Source organism: Sphingomonas desiccabilis (genome assembly GCF_004135605.1).
In the GTDB taxonomy this organism is placed as follows: domain Bacteria; phylum Pseudomonadota; class Alphaproteobacteria; order Sphingomonadales; family Sphingomonadaceae; genus Sphingomonas; species Sphingomonas desiccabilis.
The window spans coordinates 273408-296769 of sequence record NZ_SDPT01000002.1 but is presented as its reverse complement, the minus strand read 5'-3'; the positions used below and the strand labels follow the sequence as shown (position 1 = coordinate 296769).

22 protein-coding genes are annotated in these 23362 nt (G+C 69.1%); 18 read left to right on the top strand and 4 right to left on the bottom strand.

Annotated features, from left to right (window positions below; genetic code table 11):
- Nucleotides 1-167: 167 nt before the first annotated feature.
- Nucleotides 168-1145, top strand: coding sequence for a Gfo/Idh/MocA family protein (locus tag EO081_RS09595; RefSeq protein ID WP_375781658.1), 978 nt, complete (start codon nt 168-170; stop codon nt 1143-1145).
- A gap of 193 nt (nt 1146-1338) precedes the next feature.
- Here EO081_RS09595 and topA read toward each other — a convergent pair whose 3' ends face one another.
- Nucleotides 1339-3927: a type I DNA topoisomerase gene (gene topA, locus EO081_RS09590; protein ID WP_129341735.1), complete on the bottom strand. Its 2589-nt coding sequence runs from the start codon at nt 3925-3927 to the stop codon at nt 1339-1341.
- Nucleotides 3928-4013: 86 nt separating this feature from the next.
- Nucleotides 4014-4640, bottom strand: a complete 627-nt coding sequence (locus EO081_RS09585; protein ID WP_129341734.1) for a hypothetical protein — start codon at nt 4638-4640, stop codon at nt 4014-4016.
- 137 nt (nt 4641-4777) lie between these two features.
- On the opposite strand from EO081_RS09585, the gene EO081_RS09580 reads away from it, so the two are divergent.
- From EO081_RS09580 to EO081_RS09570, 3 genes are all read left to right on the top strand, one after another.
- Entirely contained in the window at nt 4778-5050 is a 273-nt protein-coding gene (locus EO081_RS09580) for a hypothetical protein (RefSeq protein ID WP_129341733.1), read from the top strand.
- Nucleotides 5051-5094: 44 nt separating this feature from the next.
- Nucleotides 5095-5823 carry an energy transducer TonB gene (locus EO081_RS09575; protein WP_129341732.1) on the top strand — a complete coding sequence of 243 codons (729 nt, stop codon included), beginning with the start codon at nt 5095-5097 and terminating at the stop codon, nt 5821-5823.
- 78 nt (nt 5824-5901) lie between these two features.
- Nucleotides 5902-7710: a DUF885 domain-containing protein gene (locus tag EO081_RS09570; RefSeq protein ID WP_129341731.1), complete on the top strand. Its 1809-nt coding sequence runs from the start codon at nt 5902-5904 to the stop codon at nt 7708-7710.
- A 6-nt stretch (nt 7711-7716) separates the two neighbouring features.
- Here the strand turns inward: EO081_RS09570 and EO081_RS09565 are convergent, their stop codons facing one another.
- Nucleotides 7717-7974: a hypothetical protein gene (locus EO081_RS09565; protein ID WP_129341730.1), complete on the bottom strand. Its 258-nt coding sequence runs from the start codon at nt 7972-7974 to the stop codon at nt 7717-7719.
- A 10-nt stretch (nt 7975-7984) separates the two neighbouring features.
- Entirely contained in the window at nt 7985-9073 is a 1089-nt protein-coding gene (locus EO081_RS09560) for a GlxA family transcriptional regulator (RefSeq protein ID WP_240697624.1), read from the bottom strand.
- A 44-nt stretch (nt 9074-9117) separates the two neighbouring features.
- Here EO081_RS09560 and EO081_RS09555 point away from each other — a divergent pair, with 44 nt between their 5' ends.
- From EO081_RS09555 to EO081_RS09490, 14 genes are all read left to right on the top strand, one after another.
- Nucleotides 9118-9948 carry an alpha/beta fold hydrolase gene (locus EO081_RS09555; protein WP_129341729.1) on the top strand — a complete coding sequence of 277 codons (831 nt, stop codon included), beginning with the start codon at nt 9118-9120 and terminating at the stop codon, nt 9946-9948.
- Between the two features lie 135 nt (nt 9949-10083).
- Nucleotides 10084-10584 carry a MarR family winged helix-turn-helix transcriptional regulator gene (locus EO081_RS09550; RefSeq protein WP_129341728.1) on the top strand — a complete coding sequence of 167 codons (501 nt, stop codon included), beginning with the start codon at nt 10084-10086 and terminating at the stop codon, nt 10582-10584.
- Between the two features lie 32 nt (nt 10585-10616).
- Nucleotides 10617-12233 carry an NAD(P)/FAD-dependent oxidoreductase gene (locus EO081_RS09545; RefSeq protein ID WP_129341727.1) on the top strand — a complete coding sequence of 539 codons (1617 nt, stop codon included), beginning with the start codon at nt 10617-10619 and terminating at the stop codon, nt 12231-12233.
- The gene (locus EO081_RS09540) at nt 12230-12769 is read left to right on the top strand and encodes a pseudouridine synthase (RefSeq protein ID WP_129341726.1); all 540 of its coding nucleotides are present in this window, start codon (nt 12230-12232) and stop codon (nt 12767-12769) included. Before EO081_RS09545 ends, EO081_RS09540 begins: the two co-directional genes overlap by 4 nt.
- On the top strand, nt 12766-13134 hold the full coding sequence (locus EO081_RS09535) for a reverse transcriptase-like protein (protein WP_183947939.1): 369 nt from the start codon (nt 12766-12768) through the stop codon (nt 13132-13134). Before EO081_RS09540 ends, EO081_RS09535 begins: the two co-directional genes overlap by 4 nt.
- Nucleotides 13135-13283: 149 nt before the next feature.
- The gene (locus tag EO081_RS09530; protein ID WP_129341724.1) at nt 13284-14087 is read left to right on the top strand and encodes an ABC transporter permease; all 804 of its coding nucleotides are present in this window, start codon (nt 13284-13286) and stop codon (nt 14085-14087) included.
- The gene (locus tag EO081_RS09525; protein ID WP_129341723.1) at nt 14084-14851 is read left to right on the top strand and encodes an ABC transporter permease; all 768 of its coding nucleotides are present in this window, start codon (nt 14084-14086) and stop codon (nt 14849-14851) included. Before EO081_RS09530 ends, EO081_RS09525 begins: the two co-directional genes overlap by 4 nt.
- 108 nt (nt 14852-14959) lie before the next feature.
- Nucleotides 14960-17389 (top strand): TonB-dependent receptor, encoded by a 2430-nt coding sequence (locus tag EO081_RS09520; RefSeq protein WP_129341722.1) that lies wholly within the window; start codon nt 14960-14962, stop codon nt 17387-17389.
- A 12-nt stretch (nt 17390-17401) separates the two neighbouring features.
- Nucleotides 17402-18211, top strand: a complete 810-nt coding sequence (locus EO081_RS09515; protein ID WP_129341721.1) for an ABC transporter ATP-binding protein — start codon at nt 17402-17404, stop codon at nt 18209-18211.
- Entirely contained in the window at nt 18208-19650 is a 1443-nt protein-coding gene (locus EO081_RS09510) for an MFS transporter (RefSeq protein ID WP_206364368.1), read from the top strand. Before EO081_RS09515 ends, EO081_RS09510 begins: the two co-directional genes overlap by 4 nt.
- A 130-nt stretch (nt 19651-19780) precedes the next feature.
- Nucleotides 19781-20371, top strand: a complete 591-nt coding sequence (locus EO081_RS09505; RefSeq protein WP_129341720.1) for a thioredoxin family protein — start codon at nt 19781-19783, stop codon at nt 20369-20371.
- Between the two features lie 4 nt (nt 20372-20375).
- Nucleotides 20376-21977 carry an FAD-dependent oxidoreductase gene (locus EO081_RS09500; protein ID WP_129341719.1) on the top strand — a complete coding sequence of 534 codons (1602 nt, stop codon included), beginning with the start codon at nt 20376-20378 and terminating at the stop codon, nt 21975-21977.
- Nucleotides 21974-22312: a 4Fe-4S dicluster domain-containing protein gene (locus EO081_RS09495; RefSeq protein WP_129341718.1), complete on the top strand. Its 339-nt coding sequence runs from the start codon at nt 21974-21976 to the stop codon at nt 22310-22312. The genes EO081_RS09500 and EO081_RS09495 overlap by 4 nt, the downstream gene beginning before the upstream one ends.
- Before the next feature lie 16 nt (nt 22313-22328).
- The gene (locus tag EO081_RS09490; protein WP_165284596.1) at nt 22329-23354 is read left to right on the top strand and encodes an ABC transporter substrate-binding protein; all 1026 of its coding nucleotides are present in this window, start codon (nt 22329-22331) and stop codon (nt 23352-23354) included.
- Nucleotides 23355-23362: the final 8 nt, after the last annotated feature.

The window sequence follows — 23362 nt, the reverse complement described above, 5'->3', positions numbered from 1 at the left end:
CATCCCGGGTACAGGGTAGCGGCCCCGGGGGGCGCGGAACAAGGGGCATGCGCCGCCGGAAAAGCGCTGGCCGCCGATTGATCGCCCGGCATCGCACCGATATGTCGGAGTTATCGACCAGGGCGCGCCCAAGCGGCCACGCCCGAGGAGCGGAGAGGAACGCGGATTTGAACACGGCACTGCACCCCAAAGGCACCAGCGGCACGGCCGGACGCACCGACGCGGGCGCGGTCCGCATCGCGCTCGCCGGCATCGGCAAGATCGCGCGCGACCAGCACATCCCCCACATCGCCGCCAACCCGGGCTTCGAACTCGTCGCCGCCGTCACCGGCCACACCCCGCCAGAGGGCGTGCCGGGCTTTCGCACCATCACCGAGATGATGCAGGCGGTGCCGGACGTGCATGCGATCTCGATCTGCACGCCGCCGCGCGGCCGCCTCGCGCTGATCGAGGAAGCGCTGGAGCACGGGCTGGACGTGATGATCGAGAAGCCGCCGGCCGCCACCCTGTCAGAAGCCGAGGACTTCGTGCGCCTGGCGCGCGAGGCCGGCCGCGTGCTCTTCACGACCTGGCACTCGCGCGAGGCCGCCGGCGTCGAGCCGGCGCGCGCGTGGCTCGCCGAGCGCGAGATCCGCCGCGTCGAGGTGAACTGGAAGGAGGACGTGCGCGTCTGGCATCCGGGCCAGGCCTGGATCTGGGAGCCGGGCATCGGCGTGTTCGATCCGGGCATCAATGCGCTGTCGGTGATCACGCAGATCCTGCCGCGCCCGCTGCTGCTGCAGGATGCGGCGCTGCGCTTCCCGTCCAACCGCCCGGCACCGATCGCCGCCGACCTCACGTTCACCGACACGGCGGGCGTTCCGGTCGACGTGTTCTTCGACTTCGACCAGCGCGGGCCGCAGACCTGGGACGTCGATGTCGAGACCGACCGCGGACACCTGAAGCTGTCGATGGGCGCGTCCAAGATGTTCGTCGACGGCGTCGAGCAGGACGTGGGCGACGAGCCCGAATATGCGCGGCTGTATCGCCGCTTCGCAGAGCTGCTCGACAAGCGGGAAAGCGACGTCGACCTGTCGCCGTTCCGGCACGTGGCCGACGCGTTCCTGCTCGGCCGCCGCAGCGAAGTGGGCGCGTTCGAGGAATAAGCGGGCGCCATAGGGGCGAAACAGAACGGCGCGCGTACAGCGGGGTACGCGCGCCGTTTCCGTGTCTGAGCTTCTCGTACCCCGGCGGAGGCCGGGGTCCAGTTGGGAGCCGATCGCGAGGTGCGGTGCACCCTTCGAGGACACTGGAGCTGGGCCCGGCCCTCGCCGGGGTACGGGTCTGAGGGGTTCGGCGTCAGTCTTCCGTCTTCGCCGCCACCTTTTTGGCGGGTGCCTTTTTCGCCGGTGCCTTCTTGGCAGCCGGTTTCTTCTCCGCCGCAGGCTTCTTGGCAGCCGCCTTCTTCGCAGGCGCCTTGCGGCCTTTCTTCGCAGGTGCCGCTGCGGCGCGAGCGTCGATCAGCTGGGCGGCTTCCTCCAGCGTCAGCGCCTCGGGCGCGACCGTCTTTGGCAGCGTCGCGTTGGTGGTGCCGTCGGTGACATAGGGGCCGTAGCGCCCCTCCATCAGCTTGATCTCCGCCTCGGTCCGCGGATGCGCGCCAAGCACGCGCAGCGGTTCGCGTGCAGCCCCACGCGCCGGGCGCCCGGCGGCCGCTTCCGCAAGCTTTACCACCGCGGCGTTCATGCCCGTCTCGAACACGTCCGCCGTCGTCTGCAGCCGCGCGTATTTGCCGGCGTGCTTGAGGTACGGGCCGTAGCGCCCGATCGCCGCCTCGATCGGCTCGCCCGTCTCCGGGTGGTTGCCGATGACGCGCGGCAGGCTCAGCAGCTTCAGCGCCCATTCCAGGGTGAGTTCGCCGCCCGGCAGGTCCTTGGGGATGGAGGCGCGCTTCGCCTCCTTGCCCTCGCCGAGCTGGATGTACGGCCCGAAGCGGCCCGACTTGCGCTCGACCTCCAGCCCCGTCTCCGGATCCTTGCCAAGCCCTTCCGGACCCGCGTCCTCGGCGCCCTCGCCGCCCGGCTGGCCGAACCGACGGGTGTATTTGCACTCGGGATAGTTGGAGCAGGCGACGAACGCGCCGAACTTGCCGCCGCGCAGCGCCAGCCGCCCCTCGCCGCAGTTCGGGCACAGGCGCGGATCGCTGCCATCGGCCTTGGCCGGGAAGAGATAGGCTTCGAGGAACTTGTCGAGCTCGGCGGTGATGGCGGAGGGCTGCTGCTCCATTACCTCGGCCGTGCGCGGCTTGAAGTCGCGCCAAAAGGCTTCGAGCACCGCCTGCCATTCCGCGCGGCCGCCGGACACGTCGTCCAGCTCTTCCTCGAGCCCCGCGGTGAAGTCGTAGCCGACGTATTTCTCAAAGAAGCGTTCCAGGAACGCCGTCAGCAGCCGACCGCTCTCCTCGGCGAAGAAGCGGTTCTTTTCCACGCGCACATAGGCGCGGTCCTTGAGCACCTGGATGATCGATGCATAGGTCGACGGGCGGCCGATGCCGAGTTCCTCCAGGCGCTTCACCAGCGAGGCTTCGGAGAAGCGGGGCGGCGGCTGGGTGAAGTGCTGCTCGGCGGTCACGCCCGTCTTTGCGGGCGCATCGCCGTCGCGCAGCAGCGGCAGGCGGCGCGAATCCTCGTCGCCGGCGTCATCGCGGCCTTCCTCGTAGAGTGCGAGATAGCCGGGGAAGAGCACCACCTGACCGGTGGCGCGCAGCCCCAGCCGGCCGGTGCCGTCCTCCAGCTCGACGGCGGTGCGCTCCAGCCGCGCCGAGGCCATCTGGCTGGCGAGCGCGCGCTTCCAGATCAGGTCGTAGAGGCGGCCGTGGTCGCCCGAACCGGCGCGATCCTTGGAGAAGTCGGTCGGGCGGATCGCCTCGTGCGCTTCCTGCGCGTTCTTCGCCTTGGTCTGGTATTGGCGCGGCCGGTCCGGCACGTAGCTGGCGTCGTAGCGGTTGGCGATCGCGCCGCGCGCCGCATCGATCGCCGATCCGTCCATCTGCACGCCGTCGGTACGCATGTAGGTGATCGCGCCGTCCTCGTAGAGCGACTGGGCGATGCGCATCGTGTGGCTGGCGGAGAAGCCGAGCTTGCGCGCCGCCTCCTGCTGCAGCGTCGAGGTGGTGAAGGGCGGCGGCGGGTTGCGCGTCGCAGGCTTGGTCTCGACCGAGACGACCGACAGGCGCGCCGCCTCGACGGCTTCCTTTGCAGCGAAGGCCGAACCCTGATCGCCCAGCGACAGGCGGTCGAGCTTCTTGCCGTCGAACTTGACGAGCCGCGCCTCGAACGGCTGGCCGTCCTGCTCCATCTGCGCCACGACCGACCAATATTCCTGGGCGGTGAAGCCCTCGATCTCGCGCTCGCGCTCCACGATCAGGCGCAGCGCGACCGACTGGACGCGTCCGGCGGACTTGGCGCCGGGAAGCTTGCGCCAAAGCACAGGCGACAGGGTGAAGCCGACCAGATAGTCGAGGGCACGGCGGGCACGATAGGCGTCGATCAGGTCGGTATCGAGCTCGCGCGGCGCCTTCATCGCCGCCAGGATCGCAGGCTTGGTGATTGCGTTGAAGGTGACCCGCTCGACCTCCTTGGGGAGCGCCTTCTTCTTGGCGAGCACCTCCTGCACGTGCCACGAGATCGCCTCCCCCTCGCGATCAGGGTCGGTGGCGAGGATCAGGCGGTCGGCCTTCTTCGCCTCGTCGGCGATTGCTTTGAGCTGCTTGGACTTGTCGGCATAGGTCTCCCACTCCATCGCGAAGCCGTCGTCGGGGTGGACCGAGCCGTCCTTCGCCGGCAGGTCGCGGACATGGCCGTAGGAGGCGAGGACGCGATAGTCCTTGCCGAGATATTTCTCGATGGTCTTCGCCTTGGCGGGCGACTCTACGATGACAAGCTGCATGGGGGTTTACGGGGTCCTTACGTGTACGCGCGAGAGTGGGGATCGCCGATGGCCCGCGTCAAGCGCCCCCTATCCTGCCGGAGGCGTCAGGCGAAGACCTGTTCCAGCCCTTCCTGCGACGCGCGCGTCCGGGCGTAAGCGGCCATCCCGACGTACCAAGCGCAAACATAAGATAGGGCGATGGCAAGGTTCGTTCCAGCCACCGGGCCGAGGCTCGTGGTATCGGGATCGGTCCACAGCGCCAGCGCGACGCCCGCGGCAACCAGCGGCAGGAAGACGCCACACAGGACCAGGGCGATCGCACCGCTCCAATCCCGTGTGCGCGTCCAGCTCTCGCCCAGCGCCTCCGACGGACTCGCGCGCTCGGCGACCAGGATGACGCTCGCCGCCGACCAACGGGCAGCGACGTAGAGGCCGGGCAACAGGAGCAGGAGGCAGGCGAGCCCCACACCGACGCTGTACAGGATGTTGAGGCCGATGAGGCCGAGGACGCCACCGGCGCGGCTCCCCGGCGCGATCCAGCCCCGCCGCTGCGCCATGTACCGCAGGATCCCCCAGGACACGCCCAGCTTGACGGCGGCACCGGCCAGCCTCCCGGCGGGCCCGAGCAGGTCCGCGGCGATACCGGCACCACTCAGGAGCAGGATCGCCCCTCCGGCGATCCACCATCCGCCCGCGGCCAGCGCGATCGCCTCCGCGCAAAGCTCCGACACCCTTTGTCCCATGTCTCGCATGATTTCGCCCCCCCGCGCAGCAGGATGGGCGGAGACCTTCCTGCCGGCAAGGGGAACATCGACGGGTCGTCACGCTTTCTAGATGCCATCACCACTTCAAGGGACTCGAGGCCGCAATGACAAGCCTTGCCGCAGCCATCCTCGTGCTGGCCATCAGCGGCACCGCTGCGACAGCCACGCCGGCAGCGCGTGAGAACCAGGCGCCCCGGGCGAAGCTCTCCGAGGCCGGCTCTTTCGACCTGCAGCGGATCGAATCCGCCACCGCTACCGAGGACAGCCGCTGGCGGCTGGGCGAGCTCACGGAGCCGGTCGAGGACGAAGAGGATTCGATGGTCCGCTGGGGATGGAAGAAGGTGACGCTGCGGGTACCACTCGGCGGAAGCCGCTGACGCGGACTTGAAATAGGCTTGCCGGCCTGCCGATTTAAGCTGGCATGCGGCAGGGCTATCATCAGGAACGGCGGCATCGGATCGCCTCCGCGGTTGCCGTGCTGCTGCTGCACGCGGGATTGGGCATCGCGCTGGTGACCGCCTTGGGCTTCACGCCCGTGGCGACGCCCGAGGACTCGTTGCGGACGTTCGACCTGCCCGCGCCAGCGCCGCCGTCCCCGCCCCCGCTCAGGCCGGCGCCGCGGCCGGAGCGGAAAAGTGGCGCCGCAGCGCCCCCGAACCGCCACGCCCGCCCCGTCGAACTGGTGGCACCACCCGTGCCGGCCCCGTTGCCGCCGCTGCTTGCCGCCGCACCGATCGCCGGCCCCGGCGCAGACGCCGCGGCGGGCGCGGCACCGCTCCCTGGCCCGGGAACCGGCGCCGGTGGCGTGGGCCAGGGCACGGGCAGCGGCGCCTCCGGCAGCGGCACGGGGAGCGGTGGCGGCAGTCCTGCCCGGCTGCTGCGCGGCGCGATCCGGGATTCCGACTATCCACGGGCGGCGCGCCGGGGGCGGGTGGAGGGCAGCGTCACGGTGCGCTTCACCGTCGACCCTGCGGGCCGGGCAACCGGCTGTGCCGTGACCCGCTCGAGCGGCTCGGCGGAACTGGACGCCACCACCTGTCGGCTGATCGAGGCCCGCTACCGCTATGCCCCTGCCCGCGACGCTGCCGGCCGGCCCGTCGTGGAGCTGCGCGGCTGGCGTCAGGACTGGTGGCTGGAGCCGCGTCGCTGAGCGGCACTCCGTGGGTGACGTGCGCCCGGGGCTCGCTTACACCTGCGCTCCGAACCGGGGTGACAGGGGGAGACTGCCATGCAGCGTCGTGATTTCATGCTGGGTGGTGCCGCGGTCGCACTCGCGGGTGCCGTTCCGGCACGGGCAGCCGTCGCGGCCGGAAGCGCCGACGCAGACTTCCGCGCGATGCTCGACCGCTTCTTCTACGCCCGGCTGGATGAATCCCCAGAGCAGGCGACCCGGCTGGGCCTCGACACCGGTGAGCGCGCGCGGCTGAAGTCGCAGCTCGACGACGAATCTGCCGCCGGTCAGGCGCGTGCGCTCGCCCGCACCCGGCGCGAGCTCGCCGAGCTCAAGCGGGTCAGGACCGCCGAACTGTCTCCCGCCTCGAAGCTCGATCACGAGATCGTGGAATATCAGTTGACCCGTGCGATCGCGGGCGCGGAGCGTTTCACCTATGGCAGCAGCCTCGGCCGGTTCGCCCCCTATGTGCTGAGCCAGCTGAGCGGCCCCTATCGCGACGTGCCCGATTTCCTGGAGTCGCAGGCGCGCGTGCGGGACGCGGCAGAGGCGGACGCCTATCTCGCCCGGCTGGAGGCATTCCCCAAGGCGATCGACGACAGCAGCGAGCGGCAGCGCCGGGACGCCGCGCGCGGCGTGTTCGCGCCCGACTATATTCTCGACACCACGCTCAAGCAGCTGGCGAGCGCGCGGGAAAAGCCGGCCGACCAGACGGTGATGGTGGCCAGCTTCGCCGCCAAGCTGAAGGCCGTGGGGCTGCCGGCAGACCGCGTCGTCCGTGCGGCCGCGATCGTCGAGCAGAAGGTGTTCCCGGCGCTCGATCGCCAGCGCGCGCTGGTGACCGAGCTGCGCGCCAAGGCGGTCCACGACGCCGGCTGCTGGCGCCTGCCCGATGGCGATGCCTATTACGCCGCGGCTGCCGAGGCGGCGACCACGGTCGCGATGACGGGCGACGAGATCCACCGGCTCGGCCTGGAGCAGGTGGCGGAGATCAGCGGGCGCATCGACGCGATCCTGAAGACGCAGGGCATGGCGCAGGGCGGCGTCGGCGAGCGGCTGGTGGCGCTCAACAAGCGTCCGGACCAGCTCTTCCCCAATACCGATCCGGGCCGCGAGGCGCTGCTCGCCCAGTTGAATACGCAGATCCAGGCGATGCACGCGCGCCTGCCCGAGGCGTTCGCGACCCTGCCCAAGGCCCCGGTCGAGGTGCGACGCGTACCTCCCACCATCCAGGCGGGCGCACCCGGCGGCTATTACCAGAACGCCTCGCTCGATGGCTCGCGCCCGGCGATCTACTACATCAACCTGCGCGATACCTTTGACCGGCCGAAGTTCGGCCTGGCCACACTGACGCATCACGAGGCGGTGCCCGGCCACCACCTCCAGGTCAGCCTCGCCCTGGAGAGCACGCAGATCCCGCTTATCCGGCGCCGCGGCTTCTTCAGCGGCTATTCGGAAGGCTGGGCGCTCTATTCCGAGCAGCTGGCGGACGAGATGGGGATGTACGAGGGCGATCCCCTCGGCCAGGTCGGCTATCTCCAGTCGCTGCTGTTCCGCGCCACCCGGCTGGTGGTGGACAGCGGCATGCATGCCAAGCGGTGGAGCCGCAAAAAGGCGACGGACTATCTGATCGCGACCACCGGCATCGCCCGCGGCCGCAGCCAGGGCGAGATCGACCGCTACACCGTCTGGCCGGGCCAGGCGTGCAGCTACAAGATCGGCCACACCGTGTGGACGCGGCTGCGCGCCGAGGCGCAGAGGAACCCGAAGTTCGACCTGAAGCAGTTCCATGCCGTGCTGCTGGACGGGGCAATGCCGCTTGCGGTGCTGGAACGCGTCGTGCGGGAGCGCTGGGCGGTGGCGTGAGGCGCGCTAGCCGCGTGTCTTGACCAGCTCCACGACTTCGAACGCGTAGGAGCGCCATCCGCGGGTCGCTGCCGCTTCGGCGGCGGCAGCCTGCTTGCCCTTCGCTTCGGCCAGGGACTTCGCATGGCCCCAGAACACCTCGGTCTTGCCGTTGGCGAGCTCGGCGACGATGCGCCAGTAATGGGTGAAGGGGATCGAGGTCGGCCCGATCGTCTTCACATAGCCATCGGGCAAGGTCGCGGTCAGATAGTGTTTCTTGGCCACGGTCCGGCGCCTAGGCAGGCAGCAGCGCGCTGTCCAGCCGCTGCGCCGGAGGGGCGTTTTCCGCTCCGGCCGCGACCCCGAACCGCCGCCGATACTCGTTGGGGGCGAGGCCCGTCAGTCGCTGGAACAGCTTTCGGAAGGTCGAAGGGTCGCCATAGCCGACCTGCCAGGCGATCTGTTCCACGGGCTTGCGCGTCAGTTCCAGCGCCTCCCGCGCCTTGGCCACGCGGATCTGCTGGGCATATTCAGTCGGGCGCAGGCCCGTCGCGTTCTTGAAGCGCCGAAGAAACGTACGCTCCTCGAGGCCTGCCCGGGCGGCAAGCATCGGCACGCCATGGTCCTTCGCACCCGTCGCCTGCAGCCAATGCTGCACGGCAAGGATAGCGGCGTCCCCATGATCGAGCCGGGGAACGAAATGGCCATAGGGCCGCTGGGCACGACCGGGCGGGTCGACCAGCAGGAAGCGCGCAGTGTCGAGCATGACGCTCGGGCCCAGCAGCCGCTCGACCAGCGTGAGGCCAAGGTCGGTCCAGGCGAGGATGCCCCCGGCGGTGATGATGTCGCCGTCGTCGATCAGCATGCGATCCACATCGACTCGGACCGCAGGAAAACGCGACGCGAGCGTTTCGGCGAACGCCCAATGGGTGGTCGCCTCCCGCCCTTGCAGCAGGCCCGTCTCCGCCAGCACGAACGCCCCCGCGCACACCGAACACAGGGTAGCGCCGCCGCGGTGCAGCGTGGCCATCCAGTCCGCAAGGTGCGGCATCGGCTGCATCCGATCGGGCAGGACGATGCTGGGGGGCGTGATGACGTGGCTGAGCGCGTGCCGGGGCCGGGGTGCGCTGTCATGGGTGCACACGATCGCGTCGCCGTCCTGTCGCCAGTGGCTGACGCGGATCGCCGGCGGGGTCGAGGCGCCCGAGCCCGCCGCGATATCGCTCGCGATGCGGAACAGGTCGGTCAGGCCATAGATCGCGGACAGCTGGCAATCGGGATAGAGCACCAGCCCGATTTCCGCGACGATGTGCGCCCTGTCAGTTTCGCCCTGCACTGTGTCACTTCCCCCACGCGTGCCGCCACCCTGGTCCTTGTACATCATCTTCGACAGCGGCGCTCCTGCCGCCTTCACCGAGGAGACAAGCGATGGCGACGATCACCACGAAGGACGGCACGGAAATCTTCTACAAGGACCTGGGCAGCAAGGATGCCCAGCCCGTCGTGTTCCATCATGGCTGGCCGCTGTCGGCGGACGATTGGGACAACCAGATGCTGTTCTTCCTGGGCGAGGGTTATCGCGTGATCGCCCACGACCGCCGCGGCCATGGTCGTTCAACGCAGACGGATACCGGAAACGAAATGGACACCTATGCCGCCGACGTGGCGGAACTGGTGGCGGCACTGGATCTGAAGGACGCGATCCACGTCGGCCACTCCACCGGTGGTGGCGAAGTGGCGCACTATGTCGCCCGCGCCGAGCCGGGGCGTGTCGCCAAGGCAGTGCTGATCGGTGCCGTGCCGCCCGTCATGGTCAAGTCCGACACCAATCCCGATGGCGTGCCGATCGAGCTGTTCGACAGCTTCCGTGCCGCGCTCGTCGCCAACCGGCCCGAATTCTACCACGAGGTCGCATCCGGGCCCTTCTATGGCTTCAATCGCGAGGGCGCGAAGGTCAGCCAGGGTCTCATCGACAACTGGTCGCGCCAAGGCCTCGCCGGCGGTGCCAAGGCGCAGTACGACTGCATCAAGGCGTTCTCCGAAACGGATTTCACCGAAGACCTGAAGGCGATCGAGGTTCCGGTGCTGGTGATGCACGGCACCGACGACCAGGTCGTCCCCTTCGCCAACCATGGCCCCAAGGCAGCGGGCCTGCTGAAGAACGCCACGTTCAAGGCCTATGAGGGCCTGCCCCATGGCATGGCGCAAACTCACCCGGAGGTCATCAATCCCGATCTGCTCGCCTTCTTTCGCGGCTGATCCAGACGCTCCCCGGAGCAGCGCTCCGGGGAGCGTTATCCTTTCGCCACGGCTTGGCCGCAGCCCGCCGGGCTTGTTCACCGAAAAGATATCGCGATATGTGTGGTGCACGGGCGGTTGCACCAGGAGTGAGGAATGACGGACGTTGCAGACACGCTGCTGCCGCTGAACGACCAGCTCTGCTACGGGCTCTACTCCGCGAGCATGGCGATCCAGCGCGTGTACAAGCCGCTGCTCGACCAGCTCGGGCTCACCTATCCGCAATATCTGGTGCTCAACATCCTGTGGCGCGAGGACGGCCAGGCGGTTGGCCGGATCGCGGAGCAACTGGCGCTGGAATCAAGCACACTGACGCCGCTCCTCAAGCGCCTCGAGGCCGCGGGCCTGGTGCAGCGCACCCGCAATCCCGAGGACGAACGGCAGGTGCTGGTCGCGCTGACCCCGGACGGGCGCCAGCTTCGCACCAGGACCGGCTGTCTCGCCGAGGCATTGCTGACGTCCTCCGGCCAGCCGGTGGAGGAACTCAAGGCGCTCAACGCCCGGGTGCGGGAACTACGGGACGCGCTGTACGCGCAGATCGGCGGCTGGAACCTCAAGCCGGAAGCCCCGGAGGCAACGGCGAACGAGCAAGGTTAGCAAGCGCGCGGATCTCGATGTAAGGCGCCGCCATGATCCGCATCACCGAGTTGAAACTGCCGCTCCACCATGCCGACGAGGCGCTGTCGGCAGCGATCACCAAGCGGCTGCGCATAACCCCGCGCGAACTCGTCCGCTTTTCGGTCGCGCGGCGCGGCCATGACGCGCGCGACCGGACCGACATCCAGCTCGTCTATTCGGTCGACGTTTCGCTGAAGAACGAATCCGCCGTCCTCGCCCGGTTCCGGCGCGACCCGCATGTGCAGCCGACCCCGGACACGCGCTATCGCCCGGTCGGGACGGCGCCCGACAACGCCCCGCGTCCCGTCGTCATTGGCGCCGGGCCGTGCGGACTCTTCGCCGCCCTGATCCTCGCGCAGATGGGCTTCCGCCCGATCGTGCTGGAGCGCGGCAAGGTGGTGCGCGAACGCACCAAGGACACCTGGGGGCTGTGGCGCCGCAGCGTGCTGAACCCGGAATCCAACGTGCAATATGGCGAGGGCGGCGCCGGCACCTTCTCGGACGGCAAGCTCTACAGCCGCATCAAGGATCCCCGCCACCTCAACCGCAAGGTGCTGACCGAGTTCGTGAAGGCGGGCGCCCCCCCAGAGATCCTGACGGAGGCGCATCCGCACATCGGCACCTTTCGCCTCGTGACGATGGTGGAGAGCATGCGCGAGACGATCGAGGCGCTGGGTGGCGAGTACCGCTTCTCCGCCCGGGTCGACGGACTGGACATCGCGACCGACGGCGCCGGCGAACGGCGCCTGCGCGGACTGCACCTGAACGGCGGCGAGTACCTGCCGGCCGAGCGGGTCGTCCTCGCCATCGGGCACAGTGCCCGCGACACCTTTGCGATGCTGCACCAGGCCGGCGTCCATGCGGAGGCCAAGCCTTTCTCGATCGGCGTGCGCATCGAGCATCCGCAATCCTGGATCGACCGTGCCCGTTTCGGCCAGGACGCCGGCAACCGCATCCTGGGTGCGGCCGAATATCATATCTCGCACCACTGCTCGAACGGGCGGACGGTCTACAGCTTCTGCATGTGCCCCGGCGGCACGGTGGTCGCCGCCACCTCGGAGGAAGGCCGCGTCGCGACCAACGGCATGAGCCAATATTCGCGCAACGAGCGCAACGCCAACTCCGGCTTCGTCGTGGCGATCGATCCTGCCCGCGACTATCCGGGCGACCCGCTCGCGGGCATCGCGCTCCAGCGCCACTGGGAAGAGCGCGCCTTTGTCGCCGGCGGCTCCAACTACAAGGCCCCCGCCCAGCGGCTGGGAGACTTTCTGGCGGGCCGCCCCTCCACCTCGCTTGGGTCCGTCGTTCCGTCGTACCGCCCCGGCGTGCATCCGACCGACCTCGCGGAATGCCTCCCCGACTTCGTGATCGACGCGATGCGTGAGGCGCTGCCGGTGTTCGGGCGCCAGATCCAAGGCTACGACCATCCCGACGTGGTGATGACCGGCGTCGAGACGCGCACCTCCTCGCCCGTGCGCTTCACGCGCGGCGACGATTTCCAGAGCCTCAACACCGCCGGCCTGTTCCCGGCCGGCGAGGGCGCGGGCTATGCCGGCGGCATCCTCTCCGCGGCCGTGGACGGCATCAAGGTCGCCGAAGCCGTGGCGCGAAGCCTCGGCGCGCAATGACGCTGGTCCTCTTCAACAAGCCCTATGGCGTGCTGAGCCAGTTCACCGATCGCGGCAGCCCGACGACCCGTGCGACGCTTTCGGATTTCGTGAAGATCCCCGGCATCTACCCGGCCGGGCGGCTCGACCGGGACAGCGAGGGGTTGTTGCTCTTGACCGACGACGGGCGGCTGCAGGCGCGCATCGCCGATCCGCGCTTCAAGCTGCCGAAGACCTATCTCGTCCAGCTAGAGGGGACGCCCGAGGAGCGAACGCTCGATCGGCTGCGATCCGGCGTCCTGCTGAACGATGGCCCGGCGCTGCCCGCGGCGGTGGAGCGGATCGAGGATCCGGCGCTCTGGCCGCGGGACCCGCCGATCCGCTTTCGCGCAAGCATCCCCGATTGCTGGCTGAGGCTCACCATCCGCGAGGGCCGCAACCGGCAGGTACGCCGGATGACGGCGGCGGTCGGCCACCCGACGTTGCGGCTGGTTCGATGGCAGATCGGGGATTGGATGCTCGGCGATCTTCCGCCGGGCGAGTGGCGCAGCGCATGAAGCTGTTCTTCGACGGCGGCAGCCGCCCGTCGCCGATCGGCATGGAGCTGGCCGTCGTCGCGGGGGGACGCAGCTATGTCCAGCGCGGGCTCGGCCCCGGCACCAGCATGGATGCCGAGTGGCTTGCGCTGATCGAGGCGATGCAACAGGCCCGTGCGCTGGGCGTGACGGACGCCGTTCTGCTGGGGGATGCGGCGGCGGTGATCGCGCAGGCGAACGGCCTGGTGCGATGCCCGCCTTCCTGCCTGGGCCATTTCCAGCGCTTCCAGCAACTGGCGAGGCCCGAAGGCCGCACGCGCATCCGGTACGTCAAGCGAAGCCAGAATCTCGCCGGAATCGCATTGGCAGCGCTGCACGCGCGCTGACCGCCGCTGGGTGGGGCGGTGCGTTCTGCGCGGCCCAACCACGAAAGCTGAGCTAGGCGAACCACAAGATTCTTTGCGCCGAGGCAGGTTGCCCATCCGCTTCTTCTTCAATACCCATCTATTCAGTGGGAATAAGGAGGCCGGTATCCATGGCGACTGTGGCAGCCGGTGCGAGCCCGAAGCTCGAGATCGCGGCACCCGTGCTGGCATGGCTGGCTTCCCTTGCGGGACCGTTCCTGTTGCTGGCCGCCTGGCAGTTGCTCACGGCCACCGGAGCGCTCCCCGACACGATCCTGCCGCCGCCGATGGTGGTGCTCCACACCTTTTCCGATCTTTGGTCCAGCGGCGAGTTGCCGGCCGCGATCGGCATCAGCCTCGTCCGGCTCGTGCAGGGCTATGCCATCGGTGCCGCGCTGGGCCTTTCGATCGGCGCGCTCACCGGCATTTCGCGCACGGCCGAGGACCTTGTCATGCCGAGCGTGCGGGCGCTTGCCGCCGTCCCGCTGATGGCATGGCTGCCGCTGCTGATCCTCCTGGTCGGCATCGGCGAGCCGCTCAAGCTCCTGGCGATCGCCAAGGCGGCAACCCTGCCCATCACCCTGTCCACGTTCGCCGCCGTCCGCGGAATGCCGTCAGCGTGGCGGGAGGTGGGCGCCGTCCTGCAATTGCGCCGGGTCACGCTGCTTCGCCGCCTGTTCCTGCCGGCACTCGCCCTGCCGCTGTTCACCGGGCTCCGCCAGGGGCTGGGCAATGCCTGGGTGGCGTTGGTCGGTGCCGAGTTGCTCGCCTCTACCGAAGGGCTGGGCTACCTCATGAACTGGGGCCGGGTGATCTTCCAGTTGGACGTGGTGCTCGCCGGAATCCTGTGCGTCGGCGTGATCGGGCTCTTGCTCGACCGCGGCCTTCGCCTGACCGAAGCACGGCTCTCCCGCCGGCTGGGCGGCGCGCGATGACCGGGCGCCTACCCGCGGCCCTGCGCGGCTGGGTCCTCCCGCTGCTGCTGGTCGGCCTCTGGGGGCTGGCGACGGACCGTGCCTGGATCGACTCCGCCTTTCTCGCGTCGCCCGCCCGCGTGGCGGCCGCCCCGTTCGATCCGCAGGTGCGCGCGCTGGTCGAACAGGGACTGGTGGCGAGCGTCCTTCGATATGTGGAGGGTGCGTGCCTGGGCGTCGTGCTTGGCACGGCCTTCGGCCTGCTCCTCGGCCTCTCGCCGCTCGCCGACCGGCTGTTCGGGCAGAGCTTCCACGGATTTCGGCAGATCGCGATGTTCGCCTGGGTCCCGTTGTTCACCGCCTGGTTCGGCGTGGGGGAGACGACCAAGCTCGCCTTTGTCGCACTGGCCGCGTTCAAGCCGATGGTGATGGCGGCGCAAGAGGGCGTCCGCGCGGCACCGGTGGCGCTGCGCGAGGTGGGGCAAAGCCTGTGCCTGTCCCGCCGCCGTACCCTGCTGTCGATCATCCTGCCCGCCGCGCTTCCCGCGCTGGTGACCGGGCTCCAACTCGCCTTCACCTTCGCGTGGCTCGCCACCATCGGGGTGGAGGCGCTGGTCGGCTTCGGCAACGGTCTGGGCGCCGTGCTGATCGAGGGCCGCAACAACTTCCGCATGGATGTCGTCCTGTTCGGCATCCTGGTGATTGGCGGGCTCGGCCTGCTGCTCCATCTCGCGCTCGATCGCCTCGCAGCCCGTGTGCTGCGCCGGGCGGGGGCACGCGCATGACCGCTTCTTCCTTCACGCTGCTGGCACGCATCCGTCGGAGGTCTCCGCAACCCGCGCTTCCCAGGGGAAGATGCGGCGGACGATCGCCGGCACCATGCAGGGGTTTCCATGGCCAGCCGCCCGTTTTTTCTGTCCCTTCGATTGTCGCTGATGGTCGCAGCCGCCTCGGCGATGCCCGCCCTTGCCGAGGAGAAGCCGACGCCTGCCGCCGCCGCAGGGGTGCCGGATCCAGACTCTCCCGCGGCTGACGAGCAGGTCGGGAGCGACGTCGTCGTCACCGCCCGCAACCGCGGCGAGCGGGTGCAGAACGTGCCGATCCCGATCACCGTCGTGTCCGGCGAGGAGATCGACCGGCTGCGACTCGACACGATCAAGGACTATGCGCTGAAGGTCCCCAACCTGCTGGTAAACGCGCCGAACGCGCGCCAGAGCAGCATCGCGATCCGCGGCCTCGGCAAGAACACCGCCAACGACGGCATGGAGGCAAGCGTCGGCCTGATCGTCGACAATGTGTTCGCAGGGCATGTGGGCATGTCCTGGGTCAACTATGTCGATGTCGACCGCATCGAGCTGCTGCGCGGACCCCAGGGCACGCTGCTCGGCAAGAACACGACGCTGGGCGTGCTCAACATCACCACGCGCGGGCCGAGCTTCGAGCCCGGCGCCACCGCCGAAATCAGCGTCGGCAGTCGCGACTCCATCCTCACCAAGGCGTCGGTGACCGGGCCGATCAACAATTGGCTCGCCTTTCGCGCGAGTGCCTATTACGACAAGCGCGACGGCTTTCTCGACAATCCGCAGGTTCCCGGGGAGAGCTTCCTGGGCGTGAACCGCGGCGGCGCGCGCCTGCAACTGCTCGCCAAGCCCGGCGACGGCTTTTCCGCGCGCATCATCGCTGAGTATTTCGACGCGAGCGAACGGATCAACACGCGCCCGCCACGCGTCGACCCCGCAACCTTCGCGGACGGCACCCCGCGCTCGCCAACCTATGGGTCGCGGCTTGCGCGCGACTGGTTCGCCGCGTTCGAGCCGATCTACGGCTCGTTCGACCGGCTTGCGCTGGACAGCCAACAGCCGTTGGAGACCCGCCAATATGGCCTCTCGGCCGAACTGAACTGGACGCTTGGCGACCACACGCTGACCTCGATCAGCGCCTATCGCCGGCTCGACTTCGACGCGAAGAACGACACCGACTACACGCCGTTCAACATCGTCGACTACAACGGCACCCTGCTGAAGACGCAGCAGGTGACGCAGGAAATCCGCTTCGCCTCTCCGTCAGGCGCCGACGTGCCGATCGATTATCAGGTCGGTCTGTTCTTCCTCCATTCGGGCATCGAGACGACCAGCCGCCAGCGCTTCGGATCGGATGCCGGTGCCTTCTACGCCTCCGGCTCGCAATATGGGGCGCTGAACGCCACTGCCGAGGGCCGCGCAGCCTTGGGCGATGCGCTGGACGGCGTCGGGGTGCTGGTGGCGGAGCAGCCGCGGGCGACCAGCGTCGCGGCCTTCGGCCAGCTCAACTGGCACGTCACGCCGCGTGCGACGCTCACCCTCGGCATCCGTGACACGCAGGAGTGGAAGAACAACGACATCGTGAAGAGCAGCGATGCGCCGCTCGCCCTGGACAGCCGCTACGGCGGGGCGATCCTCACGACCGCGCAGGCGATCCGCGCCGGCCGCGTACGCGCACTCTACGCGACGAACGGCCGCGAGATCTCCGACAACGCCGTGTCGTGGCTGGTCAGCCCCAGTTATCGCCTTTCGGAGGACGTCCTGCTCTACGCCTCTGCCGCTCGAGGCGAAAAATCCGGCGCGGTGCAGGTCAACGAGGACACCGGCGCACCCCAGAACGTCGCCCCGGAGCGGGTCCTCGACTATGAACTGGGCATCAAGAGCCAGGTCCTTGACCGCGCGCTGACGCTCAACCTCAACCTCTATCGGACCAACGTGAGCGATTATCAGGCGGTGCTGTCGACGATCGGGGCCGACAATTCGGTGATCAGCTACCTCGGCAACGTCGGCCGGGTGCGGATGCAGGGTGCGGAACTGGAGGGGGCGCTTCGCCTCTCGCCACGGGCGACGATCAGCTTCGCGGGCGCCTACAACGACGCGATCTACCGCTCGTTCACGAACGCGCCGTGCGCGCTGGAGGTCAGCAACGTCCAAGCGATCTGCGATTTTTCGGGCCGGCCGCTCGCAGGCGCGTCCAAATGGACCGGCAACATCGGCTTCGACGGCTTCGTGCCGGTCGGCCGCGCCGTGGAGCTCTATGCCAACTGGACGACCGGCTTGCGTTCGGACGCGAACCTCAATTCCAGCCTCTCGCTCTATGGCATCCAGAAGGGCTATGCGCTGACCAACGGCAGCATCGGCATCCGCGCCGCCGACGGACGCTGGGACCTCGGCCTGTGGGCCCGCAACCTGTTCGACGAGAAATATGTGACCGACGTCGGCTCGGCGTCGGGCAACGCCGCCTTTGTCCACACGCTGGGAGAGCGCCGCCTGATCGGCGTGAGCTTCCGCGGGCGTATCTGAGGGAGACGCAGCATGACCCATGCAGCAGAACAACGCGGCTTTCGTCCGCGGCTGGTACCGAGCGCCGACCCGGAGTCGGAGGTGCTGGTCCTCGACGGCGTGGAAAAGGAGTTCACGGTCGATCGCCGCCCGGTGCAGGCGCTGGCCCGCATCGACCTGCAGCTGCGCCGCGGCGAGTTCGTCTGCCTGATCGGGGCATCGGGCTGCGGCAAGTCGACGATCCTGCGCATGATCGCGGGGCTCGAGCGCCCGACCGCCGGTGAGGTGCGCGTGGGGGGCAGGCCCGTGACCGGCCCCGGCCTCGATCGCAGCCTCGTATTCCAGGAACACCGCCTGCTGCCCTGGGCGAGCGTCGAGCAGAACGTGTATCTGGCACTCGACGCCGTTCCGCTCGGCCGCGCCGAGAAGTGGCGCCGGGTGGCCGAGCATCTCGCGCTTGTCGGCCTCACCGACTTTGCCCGCGCCTATCCGGCCCAGCTGTCGGGCGGCATGGCCCAGCGTGCGGCGATCGCCCGCGGGCTGGTCGCGAATCCCGCCATCCTGCTTCTGGACGAACCGCTGGGGGCGCTCGACTCCTTGACCCGCAGCTACCTTCAGGACGAACTTCTCCGCATCTGGGAGGCCGAGGGGACGACCACGCTGATGGTCACGCACGACGTCGAGGAGGCGCTGCTGCTCGCGGACCGGGTGGTGGTGCTTGATCCGCGTCCGGGACGCGTCCGCGAGATCGTCCGGGTGGACCTTCCGCGGCCGCGCCGACGCGGAGACCCGGAATTGGCCACGCTCAAGGAGCGGGTGCTCGGGGAGTTGCGCCACCTGTGAGCCTTTCCAGTCCGAGCCAGGCGCGCCGGGTCGCGCTGATCGTCGCCATCGCCTTCTTCATGCAGAACCTCGACGGTTCGATCATCAACACGTCGCTGCCGCAGATCGCCGGCAGCTTCGGCGTACGCCCGCTGGACCTTTCGGTCGGCGTCACCGCCTATCTGGTCACGGTCGCGGCCGTGCTGCCGGCCAGCGGGTGGGTCGCCGATCGGTTCGGCGCGCGACGCGTGTTTCTCGCGGCCATCCTGCTGTTCACCCTCGCCTCGCTCGGCTGCGGACTGGCGGGCACCCTGCCCCAGTTCGTCGCGGCGCGCGTGGTACAGGGCCTAGGCGGCGCGCTCATGACCCCGGTCGGGCGGATGGTGGTGCTGCGCAATGCGCAGAAGTCGGAGCTGCTGCAGGCGACCGCCCTGATCACCTGGCCGGCCCTGCTTGCGCCGGTGATCGGACCGGTGCTCGGCGGCTTCATCACCACCTATGCCTCTTGGCGATGGAATTTCCTGCTGAACCTGCCGTTGGGACTGGCCGGTCTCGCGGCGGTGCTCCGTTTCGTTCCGGCCCTTCCGCCCGAGGCACGACGTCCCTTCGATCGCCCCGGCTTCCTGCTGTCCGCCGGCGCCCTGGTGCTGCTGCTGGTGGGGCTGGAGGGTCTTGCCCGCGTCGAGGCGCGGCCGATGGTGCCGCTGCTGCTGACGATCCTGGGGGTGGCGACGGGCATCATTGCCGTGTGGCACCTCCGCCGTGCGCCCGCGCCGCTGGTGAGCCTCTCGGCACTGGCGACACAGACCTTCAGCGCTTCGTCGCTGGGTGCGGGCTTTCTCTACCGCATCGCGATCAACGCAACGCCGTTCCTTCTGCCGCTGCTGTTCCAGGTCGGCTTCGGCATGGATGCGGCAGGCGCCGGCCTTCTGGTGCTCGCCTATTTCCTCGGCAACTTGGCAATGAAGCCGCTCACTTCCCCGGTACTGCGGCGCTTCGGCTTCCGCACGGTTCTGGTGACCAACGGCGTGCTGGGCGGAGCGACGATCCTCGCGTGCGGGTGGCTGACACCCGGCACCCCGCCGGCGTTGCTGACACCGCTCCTGTTCGCCGCGGGGCTCACGCGCTCGATGCAACTCACCTGCCTCAACACCCTGGCCTTTGCCGACATCGAGCCGGCGTGGCGGAGCGCCGCGACGACCCTGTCGGGCGTCAGCCAACAAGTCTCCAGCGTGCTCGGCATCGCCGTCGCGGCGGTCCTCCTGAACCTCGCCAGCCTGTGGCGGGGCGCGGCGGAGCCAGGGCTTGCCGACTTCCTGCCGGCCTTTTTCGCCATCGGGCTGCTCGCAGCCGGTTCCGGACTCGCCTTTCTCCGCCTGCCCGGAGCCGCGGGCGCCGAGGTCAGCGGCGCCGTGCGAAGCTCGGCTAGGCGCGGCGAAACTTCTTCTAGTCGCCCCTGAGCGCGATAGCCTCTTCTATATTCCCACTTGATTGGTATGGTTTTGCGTCGGTCGCGCTTCCCGCAATTTCGCGTGCCAGCAGTGCGGAGGGTGCGGCCGGCACCAAGCCATTCGTTTCAGGAGCTTGCCCATGCCAGCCACTCCCTCGAACCCGCTCGAGCCGGGCGCGCCTGCACCCGCCCTTGCGCTGCCCGAACCGCTTACTGGCCAGATCGTGGAGCTGGAGGATGTCGCGGCCGGAGCCTCGGCGGTGCTGGTCGCCTTTCTCTCGAACCGCTGCCCCTATGTTCTGCTGATCCAGGATGCGCTGAACGCCCTCGCGCGCGACTATCGCCACCGCGGCGTCCGCGTGGTCGGCATCAACAGCAATGCGCAGGAGGTGAAGGCGGAGGAGAACGCGGAGCAAGTTGCCGCGCACGCGCGCGAGAACGGCTTCGTCTTCCCCTATCTGCGCGACGAGAGCCAGGATGTCGCACGCGCCTATGACGCCGCCTGCACGCCGGATCTCTACCTCTACGACGGGTCGCTGCACCTCTACTATCATGGGCAGTTCGACACGGCCCGCCCCGGCTCCGACGCGCCGGTCACCGGTGCGGACCTGCGCTCCGCGATCGATGCGCTGCTGGCGGGAGAACCGGCTCCGACGCGCCAGATCCCGTCCGTCGGCTGCAACATCAAGTGGCGCGAAGGGGACGCGCGCGGCGTTCTCGAGGCGGCCTGAGTCGATGCGTCCGCCGCCCGAGCTCCATGCCCCGCACCCGGCCGAGCATCACTTCGATGCCGATGTGCTGGTGCTCGGCGGCGGCCCCGCCGGAGCGTGGGCGGCGCTGACCGCCGCCGAGGCGGGTGCCAGCGTGATCCTCGCCGACAAGGGCTATTGCGGCACTTCCGGCGCCACCGCGCCTTCCAACACCGGAGCCTGGTATCTGCCGCCCGGTCCGGCGCGCGAGGCCGAGGCGGAGCGCCGGCTGGCGAAAAGCCACGGCCTGGCGGACAAGCGCTGGATCCTGCGCGTCATCGATCAGGCCTGGCAGAGCCTCGATGACCTCGCGGCGCGCGGCTATCCCTTTCCGATCGACGAGGACGGCCGCCCCTATCGCGCAAACCTGCGCGGCCCCGATTACATGCGCTTCATGCGCAGGCGCCTGGACAAGGCGCGGGTACGCGTGCTCGATCACAGCCCCGCGCTCGAACTGCTCTGGCATGACGGGTGCGTCGCCGGCGCGGCGGGCATCCGGCCGCGCGACAGCAGCCGCTGGCAGGTGGAGGCAGGTGCCGTGGTCATGGCGACGGGGGGCTGCACCTTTCTGTCGCGCGCGCTGGGGACCGACGGAAATACCGGCGACGGCTATCTCATGGGCGCGGAGGCAGGCGCTCGCCTGTCCGGAGTCGAATTCTCCAGCCAATACGGCGTTGCGCTGTTCGACGCCTCCATCACCAAGGGCTTGTCCTTCATGTTCGCGAACTTCGCGCTGGAGGATGGATCGCCCCTGCCCGAAGGAGCGGATCGCGCGAGCAGGATCGCGCGCGCGCTCATCGAGGGTCGGCGCGTCTTCGGCATCATGGACAAGGGCACGCCCCAGGGTCATGCCTGGCTGCGCCAGGGGCAGCCGAACACCATGCTCCCGTTCGACCGCGCGGGCATCGATCCGTATCGGCAGCGCTTCGAAGTCACGCTGCGCTCGGAAGGGCTGGTGCGCGGGGTCGGCGGGCTGGAACTCGTCTCGGACGACTGCGCGACCGATGTTCCCGGCCTCTACGCCGCGGGCGATGCCGCCACGCGCGAGAATCTCGCCGGCGCGGTGACCGGCGGCGGCAGCCCGAACGCGTCCTGGGCCATGGCGAGCGGCAGCTGGAGCGGTCGCGCGGCTGCGCGCTTCGGCATGGCGCAGCGCAGCGTCGTCCCGCGCCCGGTCCGCGCGCTCGGCGGCGCCGGACTTCGGCCGACGACGCGCCCGTTCCTGGAAGCAGGCGAGGTGACGCGCTTCGTACAGGGCGAAACCCTGCCGCTGGACGTCAACTTCTTCCGCACCGGCGCCAGAATCGCGGAGAGTCGCGCCGCATTGGACGCCGCATGGGCGGATATCCGCGCCGGTCTCGCCGGCGAAGGCCGCGGCCTCGTGCGTGCGCGCGAGGCTGCCTCCATGGCCGCGACCGCGCGGTTCGTCTGGGAGGCAGCGGCCCTGCGCACCGAGAGCCGCGGCATGCACCGGCGCCTCGACCTGCCGGACGAGGATACAGCGCTGGACGATCGCATCCATGTCTCCGGCGTCGATCGGATCGCCGCCGGCTTCCGCGCGGCGTCGTTGGAGGCAGTCGCATCATGATCGAACTCGTCCACGCCGGCCGCTGCATCGAATGCGATATCTGCGTGCGTATATGTCCGCGCGACGTGTTCGATGCGGTGGCGGACGACGTTCCCGTGATCGCGCGCAAGAGCGACTGCCAGACCTGCTTTCTGTGCGAGATCTACTGCCCGGTCGACGCGCTCTACGTCTCGCCCAGGGTCGGCACCGACGAGGCGGTAGATCCGATCGCGCTCGAAGAGAGCGGCACGCTTGGCAGCTACGCCCGCGCGCTCGGATGGAAGCGCGGCCGCGCCGCCGGCACCGACCAGGACACCACGCGCCACCTCCGCCTGCTGGGCGGCGTCGGCGGCTGAACGGATGACAACCCGCATGATCCGATTGTTGCGCACCCTGCTGTTGCTCGTCGTGGCGGGCGCCACGCAACCCGCCCTTGCGGAAACGCCGCCCAAGGTGATCCGCGTGTCCGCGATCGGAGCGCCGGGACAGCGCATCGCCACCAGCTACATGGGCATCCTACAAGCGCAGGGGCTGCTGGAAAAGGAATTCGCCCGCGACGGCGTACGCATCCAGTGGCTGGTCCTGGACGGTGCCGGCCCCGCGCAGAACGAAGCGATCGCGAACGGGCTCACCGACTTCGCGAACTACGGCATCCTGCCGAACATCATCGGCCGTGGACGTGGGCTGAGAACGCGGATCCTCGCCTCCTATGGCTATTCCAACAGCTATGTGATCGCGCGCCCGGACCTGCCGATCCGCAGCGTGCGCGATCTGAAGGGACGCACCATCGGCGTTGACGTCGGCCATGTCCCGCACCTGGCGCTTACCCGCCTGCTGGCGGAGAACGGCGTGGCGAGCGGGGACGTCCGGATCGTCGCGATGAAGACGCCCGATGCGCTCGCGGCACTGGCGGCCCGGCGGATCGACGCGACGATCGGTCCGGTGAACCTCCTCAGCCTGGTGGAGCAGCGGAAGGCGCAGCTCGTCTTCAGCTCCAAGGGGCGCAAGACGGAGGCGACCAACATCGGCGCCTTTGTGGTAGCCGACGATTTCGCCCGCCGCTACCCGGAAACCACCAAGCGCGTGGCGAAGGCCTATCTGCGTGCCGTCCATTGGGCGGCCCAGCCTGCCAATCGAGAGCGCTACCTGGCCTTTGTCGCACGGGCCTCCAACACCCCGCTCGCGCTGGTGCGGCAGGACAATGCCGGTGAGCAGATCCGCGACAAGGCCAATCCGCTGCCGGTGCTCGCCTATCGCAATCGCGTGGCCGCGGCCGCGACCTTCTCGCTCGAGCAGAAGCTGGTGCGCAAGCCGGTCGACACGCGCGGCTGGGTGGACGCGCGCTTCATCGTGGCGGCGGCGCACGAACTCGGCCAGCTCCGCTACTGGCCCCGCTAGCCGCCGCC